The sequence below is a fragment of the Streptococcus macedonicus ACA-DC 198 genome (assembly GCA_000283635.1).
GTDB lineage: Bacteria > Bacillota > Bacilli > Lactobacillales > Streptococcaceae > Streptococcus > Streptococcus macedonicus.
Genome location: HE613569.1, coordinates 184091 through 201950, shown reverse-complemented (window position 1 = coordinate 201950; position 17860 = coordinate 184091). Strand labels below are relative to the sequence as shown.

The window sequence follows — 17860 nt, the reverse complement described above, 5'->3', positions numbered from 1 at the left end:
ATTTCTTCCCTTTCTTTCGAAAGCGCTTTAATTTATTTGTTTAAGCTATTAATAACGTCTTCCATTTTCTTATAAACAGGTTCTGCCATTGCTGGGATACGATAAAGAATAGCACCAGCATCGACAACTGGAATCTTAACATCAAAGCCTAAATCAGTCTTAGAAATTTGTGCAAAGATGTCATAATGCGATAACAATTCTTCATTGATATCTTTAATCATAACAGCATCACACGATACTTGATAACCACGTTTAGTCAATTCTGTTTCTAGAGCGTTTTTAATTTGGTGACTTGAGTTAACCCCAGCTCCACAAGCTGCTAAAATTTTAATCATGAGAAATTCCTCCTTAAAAATTATTTTCCAAAAATTGATAAATTCTTTCTGGATTTTCAGAATTAAAGAATTTAATTAACGCTTCCTTATCTTGTCTATTAATAAAATCCATTATTGCTGCCAATAAACCAGCTTGCTCTTTTTCTTCATTGTTTAAAATCATGAACAAAAATGAAACCTCTAGTTTTTCATCTGGCAAAATCATATTATGAAAAGTTATCGCATGTTCCAGTTTAACTGGAACAATACGAGTAACATTTACAAACTGACTTTCTGTATGTGGAATAGCAATATTGGGAAGACTCGAATCAATTGGACTTAACGGTAAGGCAGTCGGATAATGTTCCTCTCTGTCGATTAAATTATCCAAGTATTCTTCTGTTACAAGACCTTTTTCAAATAATTTATGAGCGATTTCTTTAAAAACACTTTTTTGATCTTGTTGTTCAGATATATATACCGTATCTTCTGCAAATAATTGAGTCATTTTATCACCTTCTTACACTTTCTCACTCCATGAGCTGGCTGTTTTGATAAGGACTGCGTTGAGTTCTTCGATATTCTTGCGTCCTTGTGTTCTTAGCCATTCACGCGCTGCGGCCTCGCCTTCTTCGATATACACTTGTACAGAGCCAGCCCAAGTAGCACGTCCGCAAAGGACACCATTGAATTTAGCACCTGATTCAGCCGCAAATACCAACGTTTCTTGGAAAAGCTTTGCTGAAACACCTGCGCTAAGATAGATATATGGTAAATGACTTGCTGCTTCTTGGTCTTTGAAAGCTTTAGCAGCTTCTTCTTTAGTGTAAACCACTTCACCGTCCGCAAAACCTTCAACATATTTCATGTTGACAGGGACTTCAACCTTGAGCACATCAATACCAAAGCGGTCGTCAGAAAAAACTTTCATGGCTTCGTTAACTTTGTGAGGTTTTACTTTGGCAAATGCTGCGCTTGTATTGTCAGTGATGTTTTCATCATAAGTCAAAATCTCAAGGAAGAATGGCATATCTTCAGCTTTACATTCGGCACCAATGCGTTCGATATAAGCTTGTTTTTGAAGATTAACGTATTCATCACCATCAACATCATAATAAAGCAAGAATTTCACTGCATCAGCTCCTTCTTCTTTAAGACGTTTAGCAGACCATTCAACCAAGCAATCTGGCAAGCGGCTAGTCGTTGTCGCATCATAACCTGTTTTTTCATAAGCAAGCAAAAGTCCAGCATTCGCATTACGAACCTTACTTGCTGGCAAACCATACTCAGGGTCAAGAAGAATAGATGACGCATACGGTGTCAATTCTTCTGAAACTAAGGCTTTCAATTGTTCGATTTGTTCAACTGTTGGTTCTTCTGTTTGATATTTCGCCATCATGCGTTTAAGTGCTCCACGTTGGTCAAATGCCAAAGCAGAAATCACGCCATCACGACTAAGCTTCTCAAGTAATCTGCGTTTTTCTTGTGTTAATACCATTTTTCTTATACCTCTTCTACCTGAATTTGATTAAATAAGTTTTCGTAATTTGTCATATTGACATGACCTGTCACTTTTTCTTGAGCGTTTAGCATACCAAGGGCATTCGCATGACGTAAGAAGTCTTTGTCGGAAAGGTTATGGATAATTGCTGACGCAATACCAGCCACCGTTGAATCACCAGAACCAACAGGATTGACGACATCAATTTTTGGAATGGTAACGCGGTAATAGTGGTCACCGTGTTTCGCAAAAGCTCCTTTGCTGCCTAGTGAAACGACCACCCAATCAATCCCTGTAAACAAATCATCTTGCAAGATTTCTTTTAACTCCTCCACATCATCGCTCACTTCTCTTCCAACAAGTTGTGATAATTCTTCTGTATTTGGCTTGATAACAAACGGTTTGTCATCACCTGTTAAAACAGCTTCCAGAGCCTTACCAGAACAATCTAGCACCACTTTTTTGCCTTGCGAATTAGCAAGGCCAATGACTTTTTGATAATAATCGCTTTCAAGCCCCGCTGGAAGGCTTCCTGAAATCGTGATGACTTCATAAGATGGGCAAAGGTAACGAAAATGATTAAGAAAACCATCTGCCTCATCTCGGTCAATCATCGGACCTGCTTCCAAAACTTCTGTCTGCAAACCTTCATGTAAAATCGCAATGCAATTGCGGGTTTCCCCATGAATCGGAAAGAAACGATGTTGAATACCATTTTGATCAAGCCTACTGGTTAAAAAATCACCGAGCTTTCCACCGATAAAGCCTGTCGCAGTCACATTGTCACCAATTTCTGATAGCACACGTGTGACGTTCAAACCCTTACCACCTGCTGTTTTCTTAACCTCAGAAACACGATTGACCGTATCCAAAGTTAGTTCATCAAGCGGATAAGAAATATCAATTGACGGATTCAGTGTTACTGTAAGAATCATCTGATTTTCTCCTAGTCGTGATATTCGCCACGGTCCCATTTTTCAAGAAATTCATCAAAGAAATCTGGTGATGTTTGGTCCTCATTAACCGTTTCGACTTGTGCAATTTTTTCAATCAAAGCTTTATTTTCTGCTGTTGGTTTGTATTCAGCTTTAATAAAGGCTTCAATAATATCGCACATGAGTAATTCACCTGTGATTTTGCCACCAAAACCAATGACATTAGCATTTAATTCTTCTTTAGCGTAAATCGCTGTTGTCATATCACGAACCAAAGCAGAACGAATGCCTGGAACTTTGTTGACAGAGTTGTTGATTCCAACACCTGTTCCACAGATACAAACACCTAAATCTGCTTTACCGCTTGTCACCGCTTCACCGACTTTTTTACCAAAAATTGGGTAATGCGTACGTGTGTGGTCATAAGTCCCATAGTCAATTACTTCGTAACCTTTTGATTTCAAGAAATCTGATACTGCCATTTTTTCTGTTGTTACGATATGGTCACATCCAATTGCAATTTTCATTTTATCTTCCTCGCTCCTAGCACATTTTATTTAGCATATCGACACGGATTTGGTGACGACCACCATCATAGTGACCTTCCAAAAATCCTTTAACAATATTTTTCGCCAAAGTAACTCCGACAATTTCAGAACCCATAGTAATCATGCGAGCATTATTGTGAGCACGTGTCATATAAGCAGAGCGTTCATCTGAAACTTCCGCACAAATCATACCTTTGATTTTAGTTGCTGTCATAAAGCTACCTGCACCATAGGCATCAATCATAATACCTAAATTTTCATCTGATTCGTTGACACCAGCCGCAACAGCAAGCGTGTTATCAACGAAATCTTTATTAACCTCTGTGACGTCTTTGACATCATAATCATTTTCAAGCAAGTAATCTTTGATAATATTTTTCAAAGTTTCACCTGCAGCATCTGAACCAAGAATAATTGTCATTTTAACACCTCAAAATTTTTCTTTTATCTAGATAATTTTTTAAAAACGTTTTTTTATGTTTATATAATAAATCTAAAACAAACATTTGTCAACATATTTGTTTTAGATTTTTTAAAAATGTTTGTTTATTTTTGTTTCCTTCATTAAAAACAACGTCATAGAAATCCTTTATTTTCAGTAATTGTTACCTTTATGACGACAATGTTTTGAATTGTTTCTTTTTTTTTTATTTGTTGAGTTAGTTCTTTGTTTGTGATATGATAGTGAGAAGAAAAAAAGAAAAGAAAGGAGATTGACATGCTGAAAAAAGAACGCCTCCAGTGGATTCTCGAAAAAATCAACGTCAAAGGTGTTATTACAGTTAACGACATCATTAAAGAACTTGGTGTTTCAGATATGACTGTTCGTCGTGACCTTGACGAACTCGATAAAGAAGGTTTGTTGATTCGTATCCATGGTGGCGCCCAAAGTATCGATACACCAAAAGTAAAACCTAAATACGAAAAATCAAACACTGAAAAACAAGAACTACAAATTGAAGAAAAGCGTGCCATTGCTAAATTCGCCAGCACACTCATTCAAGAAGGCGAAACAGTCTTTATCGGTCCCGGAACAACGCTGGAACATTTTGCTCACGAACTTGTTGCCAAAAACATCCGTGTCGTGACAAATAGTTTGCCAGTATTCACTATTTTAAATCAAAATAAAAGCACCGATTTAATCTTAACCGGCGGTGAATATCGTGATATTACAGGTGCCTTTGTTGGCTCACTGACTGCTAACTACTTGCAAAACCTCAAATTCTCAAAAGCATTTGTCAGTGCTAACGGTGTCTTTGGGGATTCTGTAGCTACTTACAGCGAAAGTGAAGGAGAAATTCAACGCATTGCCCTTGATAATGCCTTTGAAAAATTCCTTCTCGTCGACCATGAAAAATTCAATAAATACGATTTTTATGATTTCTACAATGTTAGCAAAATCGATCATCTGGTCACTGATTCAGGTATTTCTGAAGATGCCAAAGAAAAATTTGGTCAATTAACTGATATCATGGTCGCTGACGAATAAGTTTAGACAATAAAAAGTTACTTATCATTTGGTAAGTAACTTTATTTTATGATGAAAACCCAAAAAAGCCCTACGTCGTTAGACGTAAGGCTTTTTGGGTTGTATTCTAGAAGAGTTCTGTTTTGGATAGCGTTAAATTAGCGAATAGCTGCCTCCGTTTCTGGGTCAAAGAAGTGACCTTTGGCAACATTCAATGTCAATTCCACTTTTGAACCTGGTTGGTAAACATCACGCGCATCCGCACGAGCAACAAGTTCAGTGTTACCTACTTTAACGTAAAGCATTGTTTCAGCACCGAGCAATTCAGAAACAGTAACTTCTGCTTTGATTGTTGCACCAGGATAAGTATCACGAACTAATGGATGGTTTGAAATATCTTCTGGGCGAATACCAAAGATAACTTTTTTACCATTGTAACCTTTTGTTTCAAGCAATTTCTTTTTACCTTCTGGCAAAGTAATCTTGAAGCCAGCATCATTGACCAAAGTATTGCCTTCAACCATTGCTTCAAAGAAGTTCATGGCAGGGCTACCGATAAATCCTGCAACAAATTTATTAGCAGGGCGGTTATAAAGTTCTTGTGGTGTACCGATTTGTTCGACACGACCAATTGTTCCTGAACCGTCAGGATTTTTTGTAGAACTCATGATAACAATACGGTCAGCAAGGGTCATGGCTTCTGTTTGGTCGTGAGTAACATAGATTGTTGTTGAACCGATACGACGGTGGATTTTGGCAATTTCAGCACGCATTGACACACGCAATTTAGCATCCAAGTTTGACAAAGGTTCGTCCATTAAGAACACTTTGGCATCACGGACAATGGCACGTCCCATGGCAACACGTTGACGTTGACCACCTGAAAGGTCAGCAGGTTTACGTTGAAGAAATTCTGTCAACCCAAGAATTTCAGCAGCTTCACGAACACGTTTGTCAATGTCGTCTTTTTTGTATTTTCTAAGTTTTAGCCCAAATGCCATGTTATCGTAAACAGTCATGTGTGGGTAAAGGGCATAGTTTTGGAAAACCATGGCAATGTCACGGTCTTTTGGTGCTTTGTCATTAACAACTTCACCATCAATTTTAAGTTCACCTTCTGTGATGTCCTCAAGACCAGCAACCATACGAAGTGTTGTTGATTTACCACAACCTGAAGGTCCTACAAAAACGATAAATTCTTTATCTTTGATGTCAAGATCGAAATCTTCAACAGCATAATGACTTGCATTTGGATATTTTTTGTAAATGTGGTTAAGGTTTAATTCTACCATTTTGTAACTCCTTTGATCTATGTGGCTTTATTATAACAAAGATAACGCTTACAGACCATGGACAGGAGTGACAAGATTTTTTGTGCAAAGTGCCCAAAAATTATGGCATCATGATTAGGAGATAACAAAAAGCAAGGCTATCAAGATTTTTCAAATTCAAACCAGACAACAATCGAAATTTTTCTAATTTATATTGAAGTGAATTTCGATGAATATAAAGACTTTGTGCCGTTTTGGCAAGATTTCCCTGCTCCTGCCACATGGCAACAATGATAGCTCGAATATCCTTGCTATCATCAATAGATTGTAATATTTTGTGTTTTATCATTGGAATATCAAGATGACGTGAAAAATCTAACAACAACATTTCAGAAAACGTCGCCACCCGTTCATTACCACGATAGTGACTCACATCAGAAAAAAGCTTGGTTTCTTCATCGAAATAAGCTTGCAAATCATTTGCTTGCAATTTACTCCAGCTATTGCCAAAGAAAACAGTCAATTTAATCCCAAAATCACTTTCCAAAGTCGGTAAAACATCTTTTACCAATTCTTCTACCTCAATCGGCTCTGATTGGTCCAACAAAAGAATGGTCCGATTATCTGAAAGACTGACTTCTGTAATCATATTTGGCAAAAGGGTTGCTAAAAAATCAACCAATTCTTCTGGTAATCGATATTGATGGTCAATGTAAATCATCTGAAGGCGTTTGTACTCTTGGGGTAAACTGCCCTTTTTTTGCACCAAATACTGATACCAAAGATTTTCAGAAACACGGCTGGCTGAAATCATCGTCTTTTTAAGTCTCAGCAATGCTTTTTCACGCTCACTAAGACTTGCTAGAGGAAGATAATAAGGTGTTCCATTTTCTTCTAAAATAAGCCATTCTTCTGGATTTTGGATATTTCCTTTTGATGTCACTTCAGGAAACAATTCATCTAGTGACATGATTTACCTCCATTTTTAATAACTGTTGCAAAATTAATACCAGTTTTATATTAATTAAATGCAATAAGTCTCTACTTTAATCAAGGGATTAGCGTGCCTTAGTATCCAAGATAATGGTAACAGGACCATCATTGACAAGACTAACGTGCATATCAGCTCCGAAAACGCCTGTTTCAACAGGAATGTATTGCGCTAGTGATTCATTGAAGGCATTGTATAATTGCTCAGCTTTGTCAGGTTTGGCAGCACCAGTAAAGGCTGGTCGGTTACCCTTTTTCGTATCCGCAAACAAGGTAAACTGTGACACCGATAAAATACTTCCCTTGACATCTTGAACAGATAAATTCATTTTTCCCATATCATCTGAAAAAATCCGCATATTCGTAATTTTTCGCACCGCATAATCAAGGTCCTCTTGCTCATCATCTGGACCGACCCCAACCAAAAGCAACAAGCCTTGTTTAATATCACCGACAAGCTCCTCATCAATCACGACTTGGGCTTTCTTGACACGCTGAATAACAACTTTCATGTACAATCCTTTCTAAAAAAGCGGGCTGACCGAGTCAACTCGCTTGAAAAACACACTCATTACCCATTTGTTCGTTTGACAGAGTAAACATCTGGAATAATTTTGATTTTATCAACGACAGTTGTCAATGCTGTTAAGTTTGGAATAGCAAAGCTGACGTGAATATTGGCAAATTTCATATCTTTACTTGGTTGGGCATTGACAGTTGAAATGTTCTTAGTGGCACTTGATAACACTTGAAGCACATCATTGAGCAAACCTGAACGATTAAGTCCGTAAATGTCAATTTCAGCCAAGTAATCATTGTTGGCACTAGTATCGTCCCATTCAACTTCAATAAGACGTTGTTCGTAACTCTCTTGGCTCTTGATATTATGACAATCTGCACGGTGAATAGCCACCCCACGCCCCTTAGTGATATAACCTTCGATTGGGTCTCCTGGGACTGGGTTACAACATTTGGCAATACGCATCAAGAGACCTGAAGCTCCTTGGATAATAACACCATTTTCGCTACGAACTTTCAGAACATCTTTGTTTTCAGTTTTAACTTCGCCACCGTTCATCAGTTCTTCGGCTTCAGCCTTCGCCTTCGCGCGTTCTTCTTCACGGCGTTCTTTTTCCGTCAATCGATTAAAGACAGAAGCAGCACTAATTTCACCAAAACCGACAGTAGCATACAAGGCTTCTTCGCTACGAACGCTAAAGCGTGGCAAAATTTCTTCAATATGCTTTTTATCAAGGTATTTATTAGCCACATAGCCTTGCTCTTGGAAATAATCCACTAAGAGCTCGCGACCTTTATTAATTGAGGTTTCTTTATCTTGATTTTTGAAAAATTGGCGAATGCGATTGCGAGCTTTATTGGTTTTGACAATCTTAATCCAATCACGACTTGGACCAAATGAATTAGGATTAGTGACAATCTCAACCACATCACCTGTTTTCAATTTAGCGGTCAGTGGCACCATACGTCCGTTAACCTTAGCACCAACTGCCTTTTCCCCAACCTGCGTATGGATAGCATAGGCAAAGTCAATCGGACCTGAATCTTTTGGCAATTCTTGTACAGCACCTGTTGGTGTAAAGACATATATACGTTCTGAGAAAATATCCTGCTTAACCGAATCAACGAAATCAACCGCATCACCATTTGAAGCGTCTTGCAATTCCACCAATTCCTTAATCCAGTTCATACCAACAACTTGTTCTTGGTTATCAACTTTCCCTTTGATACCTTGCTTGTAAGCCCAGTGAGCAGCAACCCCGTATTCGGCAACTTGGTGCATTTCTTTGGTACGAATTTGAATCTCAATCGGACCTTTTGGACCATAAACTGTCGTATGAATAGATTGGTAACCATTAGCTTTAGGCGCAGCAATGTAATCCTTAAAACGACCAGGCATTGGACGCCACAATTCATGAATATAACCGACCATAGCATAAACATCACTCGGCGTTTCCATAATACAACGAATGGCAATCAAATCGTAAATTTGGTCAAAACGTTTTTTCTTGTCACGCATTTTGCGATAAATCGAGTAAATGTGTTTTGGTCGTCCGTAAACTTCACCATAAAGCCCTTGTTCTTGCGTGTAATCCTTGATTTTCTTAACAATTTCGTCAACCAAAGCTTCACGTTCACGACGCTTTTCATTCATCATGTGAGAAATCTTGTAAAATTCAATTTCATTAAGATAACGGAAGGACAAATCTTCCAATTCCCACTTGATACGGCTAATTCCCAAACGATGAGCTAGGGGTGCATAGATTTCCATTGTTTCTCGTGAAATACGCTCTTGCTTATCTTTGCGCAGATGTTTTAAAGTGCGCATATTGTGGAGACGGTCTGCCAATTTAACCAAAATAACACGAATGTCCTTAGACATCGCCATCAACATTTTACGGTGATTTTCTGCCAATTGTTCTTCATGTGATTTGTACTCAACTTTACCAAGTTTTGTAACACCATCGACAATATCACGAACATCTTTGCCAAATTCCGCTTCAATGTCATCTAAAGTAACTTCAGTATCTTCAACAACATCATGCAAAAAACCGCAAGCTACCGTCACCACATCAAGATGCAAATCTGCTAAAATACCTGCAACTTGGATAGGGTGAATAATGTAAGGCTCACCTGATTGCCTGACTTGAGAAATATGTGCTTTTGTTGCGTAATCCAATGCCTTTTGAACAATTGCCACATCAGATTCGCTCATATATTGGGCTGTAAGTGCAACCACCTCTTCACCCGTTAAATTCACAGTTTTTGCCATAAAGACCTCTTCAGATTGATATTGTATTTATTTTAACACTAAACTGCCTAAAATACCAATTCATAAGCCAAAAAGCCACGTTTTGGAAGGAGAAATGTGCTAAATATTATCCAAATAAGAAATAGTCAAGCTTAGAACAAATAAAATCTGGCGAATTGGCGCTTATTCCTCATTTCTTGCTGGCTGACCGACAGCCTAAGTCACCACATCTAGCAATATAATGATATAAAGAAAGCTGAGCAGCTTTGTCTCAGCTTCCTTTCACTCTTTTTCAACTTATTTTCCACCTAAAATCTGGTGAATCTTGTCGTTAAATTTTGGCAAGTAGTCGTGACCGTATTCTGGGTAAAAATAAAGCTGTTTTGGTGATTGAATGTGGTTATAAACAGCAAATTGTGTTCTTGGGTGACAAACTCGGTCTTCTAAGCCCATCGCCCATATCACTTCTGCTTGGATACAGTTCACCAAATATTGAATATCAACATAATCTAAAGCGGTAAATACAGCTTCTTCTCGTTCATGAAGTGGATCACGATAGCGGAAATAGTATGCCAACTCCTCATAAGCTGATTGTGTGACCTCTAAACCATATGCGGTACGATAATCGCTTAAAAAAGGATACTGCACAAATGTCCGTTTAACCTTTGGACACAGCGCTGCACAGACAAGCGCTAAAGCTCCGCCTTGTGATACGCCGTAAGAAGCCATTTTAGAACTATCCACAAATGGCAGACGACTCACCACATTTGTCAGTTGGTAAACGTCCTGAAAAACCGCACGATAAAAAAGCTTCTCTGGACCGTCCTCAATGCCACGGATAAGGTGTCCTTTCAAGGTACCACCACTTGTTTGCAAACGGTCTTCTGACTCGCCACCTTGCCCTCGAACAGACAAGGCAACCACAACATAGCCTTCAGACACAAAAGCTAATTTATCCGACCAATCACCGACATCACTATGATAACCATGAAATTGAAAAATAACAGGGTGTTTCGCACTCGATTTCTTTGGCAAAAGCAGTTGAGCATAGATTTTTGACTCATGAACACCTGTAAAATACAAGTCATAACACTCTGCCACTTTTGATGTAAAATCAGTCAGCGTCAATTCATAATGAAGCCCCAGCGAATCCACCTCTTTTTTGGCTTTATCCCAAAAATCATCAGGCTTATCTTGATGCCCTTAGTAATTGCCCCACTATCTCAAAGTATCCTCTGTTTTCATTGCCTACCTCTACTTTCAATAAATAAACGTTAGGCGTCTTAGGATTTCTTGAGCAATGATATTAGCGCCAGCCAATGTTGGGTGAACACCGTCATCACCTGTCAATTCACGTCTGCCATAAAGCAATGCCTGCTCATTCATCAAGCCATCCAAAGGAACCAATTCCAATTTAAACTCACGCGCAAGATGACGGACAATTTGAATCTTAGGGTCCAAATCTCGGCGCCATTCCATACGGTCTTCTGGATAATCCAACACAAATGGTTCCATTAACAAAATGCGCTCAATTCCTGCTTGTTTTAATGCTTGCAGAAGCTGACGATAGACATTTTCAAAACGTTGTTGTTCTTCTTAACTAGCAAAGCCATCTTTACCAACCAAGTGCCAAACATAATTGATACCAACCATTAAAATGACAGCATCGGGTTGGCAAGATAAGCAATCACCCACACGATTTAACAAATTTTGAACCTTATCACCACCAACACCTCGATTGTAAAAATGCAATTCTAACTCTGGAGAACGATCCAGTAAATCTGCCGCTACAATACTCACATAGCCATGTCCTAGACTGTCTGGATTACTTTTATCACATCCCCACTCCGTAATGCTATCTCCGAAAAAAACGATACGGTCATGTTTCCTAATTTCCATAGGTTACCTCACTTAGTGTTTAAGAAATTTGAAACGGCTCCTAATAAGTTGGTGTCATTTTTAAATTGACAAATTTTAAGTTCGTAAGTTAATTCATTGGCTTCAGTGTCATGAATTAATTTTTGAATACGATCAAGTTCAGATACCAAATCTGGTCGAACTGAGATACCGCCACCGATACCGACCAAATCTGGGTTGAAGCTGACAAGGCAATTGAAAATACTAGTAGCCAAGGCACCATACAAACCTGACAAAGCAGCTTTAGGTTCTTCATTGCCATTTTCTGCTAAATCAAACAAGTCTTTCCCAGAAAAATCAGTTAAACCATGAGCTTTAGCATAACGGTCAGCTACTTGAACTGGACTAGCAAGCGTGCTTAATATCTTACCATTTTCGATAATCATATAGCCAAATTCACCACCGAAAAGGCTGCTACCTTTGTACAATTGACCATTTTGACAAACTGCACCGCCAATACCAAAACCAATGATAAAGTAAAGGGCATTTTTGCTGTCTTGACCAATACCAAATTTACTTTCAGCTAAACCTGCACAGTTGACATCATTTTCAATAGCAACAGGAAGTCCAAACAAAGCTTCTAATTCATCAACAATTTTGAAGCGATGAATATATGGAATCGCACTAAGCCCTTTGATAACACCTTCTTCTGTATCTACGGCACCCGGGCTTGACATGGCAACACCTTTTGTATCAGCATCTGATAATTCTTTAAAGACTTGATACAGATTTTCTTTCATTTCATCCCAAGTTTTTGGCGTAGCAAAAAAGCTTTTCTTTTCGATACTACCATCTTAGTAAAGACCGTATTTTACAGATGTTCCACCAATATCAAACACAACTAAATTCATTTTTTTCTCCATTCTAAGCGGTGGAGATTGCTATCAATTATGTGTTAAAACAATCTCCACTGAAAATTCATCATAACGGTGGGTACTGATTGAATACTCAAAAGCAGCACCTGTACTTAGGTAACCTGTTTGAACGGCAATTGCAACTGGGTCTCCTTTTTCCAAGTCTAGGTATTCAGCTTCCATATCCGTTGCACGACGTACTGTAATCGTACGGTGACCAGATTGGATTTTTAGCCCTAAACTACTTTCGATATAATCATAAATTGAGCTTTCAACATGCTCTAATTTCAGACCGTTAATTAAATCAATCGGCATATATGTTTCTTCAATAACCGTTGGTTTATCATCAACAATACGCACACGATGAATTTTGTACACAAAACTTGTTTCTTTAATTTTTAATTTATCAGCAATTTCAGGCGTTGCTTTTACGACAGAAAAGTCAATCACCTTACTTGTAATGTTTTTGTCTGGATAGGATGCGGTTGTCCCCATCATTTGATTGTCCATCAACACTTTTTCCATTTTTTCAACAGATAGGTCCATCACAAAAGTTCCAGCACCACGACGCTTGTAAATTAATCCCTCTGCAACTAGCATGTCCAAAGCCTTTTTAACCGTCATTTTACTAACATCGTAAAATTGACAAAGGTCTTTTTCAAAAGGTAGTTGCTCATTTGGCTGATAAACACCTTCTAAGATCTTCTTGCGAACATCATTTGCAATAAGATTATATTTTTCCATTTTTTCTCCTCTGCTCACTTTGATTACTCTTTTCCTTACCTTTATTGTAAACTAGAACGCAAGAAGTTCAAAATGTTATTTATCAATTTGTTGCAAATAATAAAATTTTCCGTTAAAATCACCCAGCATTTCGCGTGACCAATACTCATTTTCTCTACCGATATAATTTTTTCCTAAAACAATACCGATAGAAGTTAGGTCACGTCCATACCTTACCTCATCTTTATCTTTTCCGAGAATATGATAGGCTTTATCAGGGTTGAGACCAACTAATTTTAAGCGTTCGTAAATTGGATTTGGTTGCGCCAAAATCATATAATAGCCAACCAAAGCTTCTGTTCTTTCTTTATTGACAACCAGCCAGCCGACATGGTTTTTGTCCGTCAAATCCAAGCGATAGAAAATACCATTTTGAATCAGTTCTTGATAGGCATGGTATTCTTTAATCTGCGCTTTTACAGCTTCTTTTTTCTCTTCTGTCAAAGCTAATGGATTTAATTCGTAGCCAAAGACACCAAACATGGCAACGTCTTTTCGCATATCAAGTGATGTCACACGTGCGACTTGATGATTAGGCACCGCTGAAACATGGGCACTCATGGTTGATAAATGTGCCTCGCCACCCGTACAAGATTCAATAAGAACATCAGGAAATGCCTGATTTAGTTTTTCGTACAAGCTGTAAACACCCAAGATGTAACGGTGGTTAACCTCACTTTGCTGTTTACTTGGCAAATGACTTGAAAAACTTTCTGAAATGTAGCGGTTCATGTCTAACTTAATGTAATCAATCGTCACCGTTGATAACAAATGTGCCATTTGACTATAAATTGCTTCAACCACTTCTGGATTGCCAATGACCCAATCTAGATGTTCTTTAAACAAATCAGTATCATCAGAGACCATTTCTGGCTCAAACCAAAGTCCAAACAACATTCCTTTTTCTTTGATAGCCTTAGCTAAATGAGCAAGTCCGTCTGGTAATTTTTCCTTATTTTCCGTCCAATTACCAAGTGAACCCGTGTCACTATTTCGCTTGCCAAACCAACCGTCATCCAAGACAAAAAGTTCAATTCCTAATTTACTGGCTTCCTCAGCCACTTCTAAAATCCTTTCTTGATTAAAATCGAAATACATCGCCTCCCAACTATTTAGTAAAACAGAGCGTTTTTTATTTTTCCATGAACTTCATATTAAATGTTCTTTATAAAAATCATGAAAAACCTGACTCATCCCATTAAAGCCCGACTGGCTCACAACCAAGACAGCTTGAGGAGATTCGAGCAGCTGTCCTGGATGAAGTTGCCAATCAAACTGGAAGGGATTGATACCCATTTGTATGCGTAGGGTATTGTAGTTGTCGGATTCAATTTGAGCTAAAAAGCTTCCACTATAAATTAAGCTACATCCATACACTTGTCCACTATTTTCGGTTACTTCTGGTGAACAAATGGCAAGAAAAGGGGTATGCACATGACTACTATGTCCCCTCGTGCTTGAAACATTTTGGATACCTTCTTGAATGGAACTACGCGACAAATGATTTTCACGTGCCCAAGCACCATCTAAATGAACCCAGTCATAATTCTCATTTGGAAGGTCTAAACTAAAACTAGCAAAGCGTTTAATGGAAACCGTTTGATTATCCTTATTGATGATTTTTTGCTGACGCGTAATGATAGGATAATTCACATAAATCGCATATTGCAATTCAAGCTCTAAATCAGCATAGTCATCTTTCAAACAAACAATCAACGTTTCAACATCTTCTTCATTTCCAAATGTGCCAGGAAGTGCGCCAGTCACCGTTTTTTCCTTTTCAATACGGTATCCCGTGTAACGAAAATGAGAAATCAAATCTCTTGTCGGATATTAGATTTCCAAAGCTGGATAGCGGAAATCTGTTGTTCCAAATACGGGATATCCTTGTTTGATATGTTCCAACGACATCAAACTCGTTTCCATATAAAGATTGTTTCCTGGGCGAATTTCACGCTCGATTAAAAAGGTAAACGATTTGTAATCAGAAATAGCAGGTCCACAATATAATTGCTCTAAAATCCCTGTTCTCTCCATTACTCTAAACACATACGATACTTTTCCATTGGTCAAATGAAAAGAAGGTTCTTCCTCATTAATGAGAATCATGACTTGACTCCTTAAATTGTACTTTTTGAATACGTCCAACAAGATAAAAATAAATTCCTGGAAACAATAACCAACCAAGCATCGTTTTGGTTAATGTTAACCACACAAAGATAAAAGCAAGAAGAAAGGCTAAAATAACCTTTTAAAAGTCCTGTTTCATTTCAAGAAGGCTTTGATAAAACTGATTTTCTCCGCTTGACGACTGTGTTTTAACGTAATAAATCACGATAACTAACCAGACTAACCAAGCAAGCCCACCAATATAAAACATGGCAAACGATAACTGGCTGATATTGACCAGACTAAGTAACCAACCAGTCACTCCCAAGCTAAAGAAGAAAGTCATCATAGCCGAAATCACTTTAGCATAAGGAATACTTTCTTTTTGCTTTAACAAATCTCTAAATCGCAACGTCTGAGGATTTTCAGAAGTGAAATAAAGAGACACTATCTTTATGGCAAAGACCCAGCCATAAACAAAACCTCTACTTAGCAAAGCCAGCCAGAAGAGCACTGAGCCCTTCATGACGGTATAAACTAAATTAACAGCGTCTATCAAACGCGATGATTTTTCGGTCATAGCTGTTCCTTTCTAGACAATTTCTAAATCTTTCTATTTTACTGAACCAGCAACACCATTGTAGATGTGCTTTTGAAGTGATAAAAAGACAATTAAAATTGGCAAAATAACGATGACAGCCCCTGCCAAAATAACAGGCCAACTAGTTCCGTAAGGTCCCTTAAAGGCAAAGAGCGCTGTTGAAATAACTTTCAAATTACGGTCTGGCATATAAAGGAAAGGATTGTAAAAGTCATTGTAAACACCGACAACACTGATAATTAAAATGGTAACAATCGGAGCTTTCAAATTTGGGAGAATAATGCGCCAGAAAATACCAAAATGACTAGCACCGTCAAGATAAGCTGATTCATCAAGAGAAATTGGAATTTTATCCAGATATTGTAAAAAGACATAGACGGAAATAACATCAGTTCCCAAATTGAGTAAAATAACTGACCAAATTTTGTTAAACAATCCAAGTGAATTGATGATTTGGAAAGTTGCAACTTGGCTAGTGATACTCGGAATCAACATTGCCAACATAAAGAGCGTCAAGATAAGCTTTTTCAGTTTAAAATCAAATCGACTAACCGCATAAGCAAACATTGAGGCAAGAGTCAATTTCCCAACCATACTAACCACAAAGATAATCAACGTATTTTTAAAACCGAACAACATTTGCCCATTCACAAAAGCCATCTTATAATTTGAGAAATCTAGTGATTTTGGTAATTCCAAAACACCCGTACTCAAAAATTTAGTATTTGATTTGAATGAGCCGATAAAGACAACTAAAATCGGCAAAATCGCAACGGTTGCTCCAATTAGCAAGATAAGGTATTGAAGAATTTTTCCAAATGTTATTTTTTCGTTTTCATCAGACATTCTTCCTTTCACTAGTAACAACCTTTTGAATCAAAGAAACAACAATAACGATAAACAAGAGAATGATTGCCATAGCCGATGCCAAACCAACTTTATTGTACTTGAAGGCTGTATAATTGTTTGAATAACGAAAGTTGATGTTTCATTTGAACCGCCTGTCATGATATATGGAATATCAAAGACGCTTAGTGAACCACTCACACCCAAGATAATGTTAAGAAAGACAATGTTTCGAATACTTGGAATGATAATGTATCTAAATTGATCCCAGCGATTAGCACCGTCAATCTCAGCTGCCTCATAGACTTCAGGGTTAATAGACTGAATCGTTCCTAAGAACACCAAGAAATTAAAGCCTGTGTAACACCAAACAGATGTAAATGCAAGCGAGATATAATTGATTGAACGATCTCCCAACCAAAGTCTAATTTGGTCTCCAAGACCAATAGCTTTCAAAACCGTATCAAGCGTTCCACCGCCTTTATAGAAATAAAGGAAGATAAAACCAATCGCAACACCATTTAGAAGATATGGGAAAAATAAAATCCCTTTCCAGAAATTAGCAAACTTCACTTTGAATGAAAGAATCGTAGCAAATAGCAGCGCAATTCCTAATTGGAAAAATGTTGCAATAAAGTAGTACAGACTTGTTTTAAAAACTGAAAAATATTTTGGATTTGTTAAAACTGTTTTATAATTATCAAGCCCAACAAAATTGGGATTTTGACCGTATCCATTCCAATCTGTCAAACTATATTGAATCATTTTTATCAATGGATAATATGAAAAGACGAGTAACAGAAGAACTGGAATAATGGTGAAAGAGAAAACGAGGATGCGTTTTTCCCATTCTTTACTCAATTTACTTTTTGTCATAATAACCTCCACCATGACAATAACTTTAAATTCTTATATAAATACCCCAATGAGCATAAGTAAGGGAGCAAGACATT

Annotated in this window: 14 protein-coding genes and 5 pseudogenes; 1 reads left to right on the top strand and 18 read right to left on the bottom strand. The window is 37.7% G+C overall.

Going from position 1 to position 17860, the window contains the following annotated elements; translation table 11 throughout:
* Positions 1-32: 32 nt before the first annotated feature.
* The 6 genes from SMA_RS01215 to lacA are packed head-to-tail and all read right to left on the bottom strand — an operon-like array spanning position 33 to position 3719.
* On the bottom strand, positions 33-335 hold the full coding sequence (locus SMA_RS01215; RefSeq protein WP_009853318.1) for a PTS sugar transporter subunit IIB: 303 nt from the start codon (positions 333-335) through the stop codon (positions 33-35).
* A 13-nt stretch (positions 336-348) separates the two neighbouring features.
* Positions 349-822 carry a PTS sugar transporter subunit IIA gene (locus tag SMA_RS01210; RefSeq protein WP_009853317.1) on the bottom strand — a complete coding sequence of 158 codons (474 nt, stop codon included), beginning with the start codon at positions 820-822 and terminating at the stop codon, positions 349-351.
* Between the two features lie 12 nt (positions 823-834).
* Positions 835-1812: a tagatose-bisphosphate aldolase gene (lacD, locus tag SMA_RS01205; RefSeq protein WP_014293855.1), complete on the bottom strand. Its 978-nt coding sequence runs from the start codon at positions 1810-1812 to the stop codon at positions 835-837.
* Between the two features lie 5 nt (positions 1813-1817).
* Positions 1818-2750 (bottom strand): tagatose-6-phosphate kinase, encoded by a 933-nt coding sequence (locus SMA_RS01200; RefSeq protein WP_014293854.1) that lies wholly within the window; start codon positions 2748-2750, stop codon positions 1818-1820.
* An 11-nt stretch (positions 2751-2761) separates the two neighbouring features.
* Positions 2762-3277 carry a galactose-6-phosphate isomerase subunit LacB gene (gene lacB / locus SMA_RS01195; RefSeq protein WP_014293853.1) on the bottom strand — a complete coding sequence of 172 codons (516 nt, stop codon included), beginning with the start codon at positions 3275-3277 and terminating at the stop codon, positions 2762-2764.
* A gap of 16 nt (positions 3278-3293) precedes the next feature.
* Complete coding sequence (lacA, locus tag SMA_RS01190) at positions 3294-3719, bottom strand: galactose-6-phosphate isomerase subunit LacA (protein WP_006531663.1); 426 nt, start codon at positions 3717-3719, stop codon at positions 3294-3296.
* 297 nt (positions 3720-4016) lie between these two features.
* Between lacA and SMA_RS01185 the strand changes: the two genes are divergently transcribed.
* Complete coding sequence (locus SMA_RS01185) at positions 4017-4787, top strand: DeoR/GlpR family DNA-binding transcription regulator (RefSeq protein WP_014293852.1); 771 nt, start codon at positions 4017-4019, stop codon at positions 4785-4787.
* 137 nt (positions 4788-4924) lie between these two features.
* Here SMA_RS01185 and SMA_RS01180 read toward each other — a convergent pair whose 3' ends face one another.
* The 12 genes and pseudogenes from SMA_RS01180 to SMA_RS01125 form a co-directional block, all read right to left on the bottom strand.
* Positions 4925-6058, bottom strand: coding sequence for an ABC transporter ATP-binding protein (locus SMA_RS01180; protein WP_014293851.1), 1134 nt, complete (start codon positions 6056-6058; stop codon positions 4925-4927).
* A gap of 100 nt (positions 6059-6158) precedes the next feature.
* Positions 6159-7007: a helix-turn-helix domain-containing protein gene (locus SMA_RS01175; protein WP_014293850.1), complete on the bottom strand. Its 849-nt coding sequence runs from the start codon at positions 7005-7007 to the stop codon at positions 6159-6161.
* 88 nt (positions 7008-7095) lie between these two features.
* Positions 7096-7539 carry a D-aminoacyl-tRNA deacylase gene (gene dtd / locus SMA_RS01170; RefSeq protein WP_014293849.1) on the bottom strand — a complete coding sequence of 148 codons (444 nt, stop codon included), beginning with the start codon at positions 7537-7539 and terminating at the stop codon, positions 7096-7098.
* Between the two features lie 59 nt (positions 7540-7598).
* Positions 7599-9818 (bottom strand): RelA/SpoT family protein, encoded by a 2220-nt coding sequence (locus SMA_RS01165; RefSeq protein WP_014293848.1) that lies wholly within the window; start codon positions 9816-9818, stop codon positions 7599-7601.
* Positions 9819-10094: 276 nt separating this feature from the next.
* Positions 10095-11042 (bottom strand): annotated as a pseudogene (locus SMA_RS01160) (acetylxylan esterase).
* A 15-nt stretch (positions 11043-11057) separates the two neighbouring features.
* A pseudogene (locus SMA_RS12355) lies at positions 11058-11696 on the bottom strand (SGNH/GDSL hydrolase family protein).
* Between the two features lie 8 nt (positions 11697-11704).
* Positions 11705-12565 (bottom strand): annotated as a pseudogene (locus SMA_RS01150) (ROK family protein).
* Positions 12566-12598: 33 nt separating this feature from the next.
* Positions 12599-13312: a GntR family transcriptional regulator gene (locus SMA_RS01145; protein ID WP_014293846.1), complete on the bottom strand. Its 714-nt coding sequence runs from the start codon at positions 13310-13312 to the stop codon at positions 12599-12601.
* 75 nt (positions 13313-13387) lie between these two features.
* Positions 13388-15460, bottom strand: a pseudogene (locus SMA_RS01140) (glycoside hydrolase family 36 protein).
* A 142-nt stretch (positions 15461-15602) separates the two neighbouring features.
* Positions 15603-16040 (bottom strand): hypothetical protein, encoded by a 438-nt coding sequence (locus SMA_RS01135; RefSeq protein ID WP_014293844.1) that lies wholly within the window; start codon positions 16038-16040, stop codon positions 15603-15605.
* A gap of 33 nt (positions 16041-16073) precedes the next feature.
* Entirely contained in the window at positions 16074-16907 is an 834-nt protein-coding gene (locus tag SMA_RS01130; protein ID WP_014293843.1) for a carbohydrate ABC transporter permease, read from the bottom strand.
* A pseudogene (locus SMA_RS01125) lies at positions 16900-17783 on the bottom strand (carbohydrate ABC transporter permease). Before SMA_RS01125 ends, SMA_RS01130 begins: the two are co-directional and overlap by 8 nt.
* Between the last annotated feature and the right edge of the window lie 77 nt (positions 17784-17860).

Coding starts and splice junctions, on each gene's coding strand:
- SMA_RS01215 (WP_009853318.1), bottom strand. CDS start 335: ATGATTAAAATTTTAGCAGCTTGTGGAGCTGGGGTTAACTCAAGTCAC.
- SMA_RS01210 (WP_009853317.1), bottom strand. CDS start 822: ATGACTCAATTATTTGCAGAAGATACGGTATATATATCTGAACAACAA.
- lacD (WP_014293855.1), bottom strand. CDS start 1,812: ATGGTATTAACACAAGAAAAACGCAGATTACTTGAGAAGCTTAGTCGT.
- SMA_RS01200 (WP_014293854.1), bottom strand. CDS start 2,750: ATGATTCTTACAGTAACACTGAATCCGTCAATTGATATTTCTTATCCG.
- lacB (WP_014293853.1), bottom strand. CDS start 3,277: ATGAAAATTGCAATTGGATGTGACCATATCGTAACAACAGAAAAAATG.
- lacA (WP_006531663.1), bottom strand. CDS start 3,719: ATGACAATTATTCTTGGTTCAGATGCTGCAGGTGAAACTTTGAAAAAT.
- SMA_RS01185 (WP_014293852.1), top strand. CDS start 4,017: ATGCTGAAAAAAGAACGCCTCCAGTGGATTCTCGAAAAAATCAACGTC.
- SMA_RS01180 (WP_014293851.1), bottom strand. CDS start 6,058: ATGGTAGAATTAAACCTTAACCACATTTACAAAAAATATCCAAATGCA.
- SMA_RS01175 (WP_014293850.1), bottom strand. CDS start 7,007: ATGTCACTAGATGAATTGTTTCCTGAAGTGACATCAAAAGGAAATATC.
- dtd (WP_014293849.1), bottom strand. CDS start 7,539: ATGAAAGTTGTTATTCAGCGTGTCAAGAAAGCCCAAGTCGTGATTGAT.
- SMA_RS01165 (WP_014293848.1), bottom strand. CDS start 9,818: ATGGCAAAAACTGTGAATTTAACGGGTGAAGAGGTGGTTGCACTTACA.
- SMA_RS01145 (WP_014293846.1), bottom strand. CDS start 13,312: ATGGAAAAATATAATCTTATTGCAAATGATGTTCGCAAGAAGATCTTA.
- SMA_RS01135 (WP_014293844.1), bottom strand. CDS start 16,040: ATGACCGAAAAATCATCGCGTTTGATAGACGCTGTTAATTTAGTTTAT.
- SMA_RS01130 (WP_014293843.1), bottom strand. CDS start 16,907: ATGTCTGATGAAAACGAAAAAATAACATTTGGAAAAATTCTTCAATAC.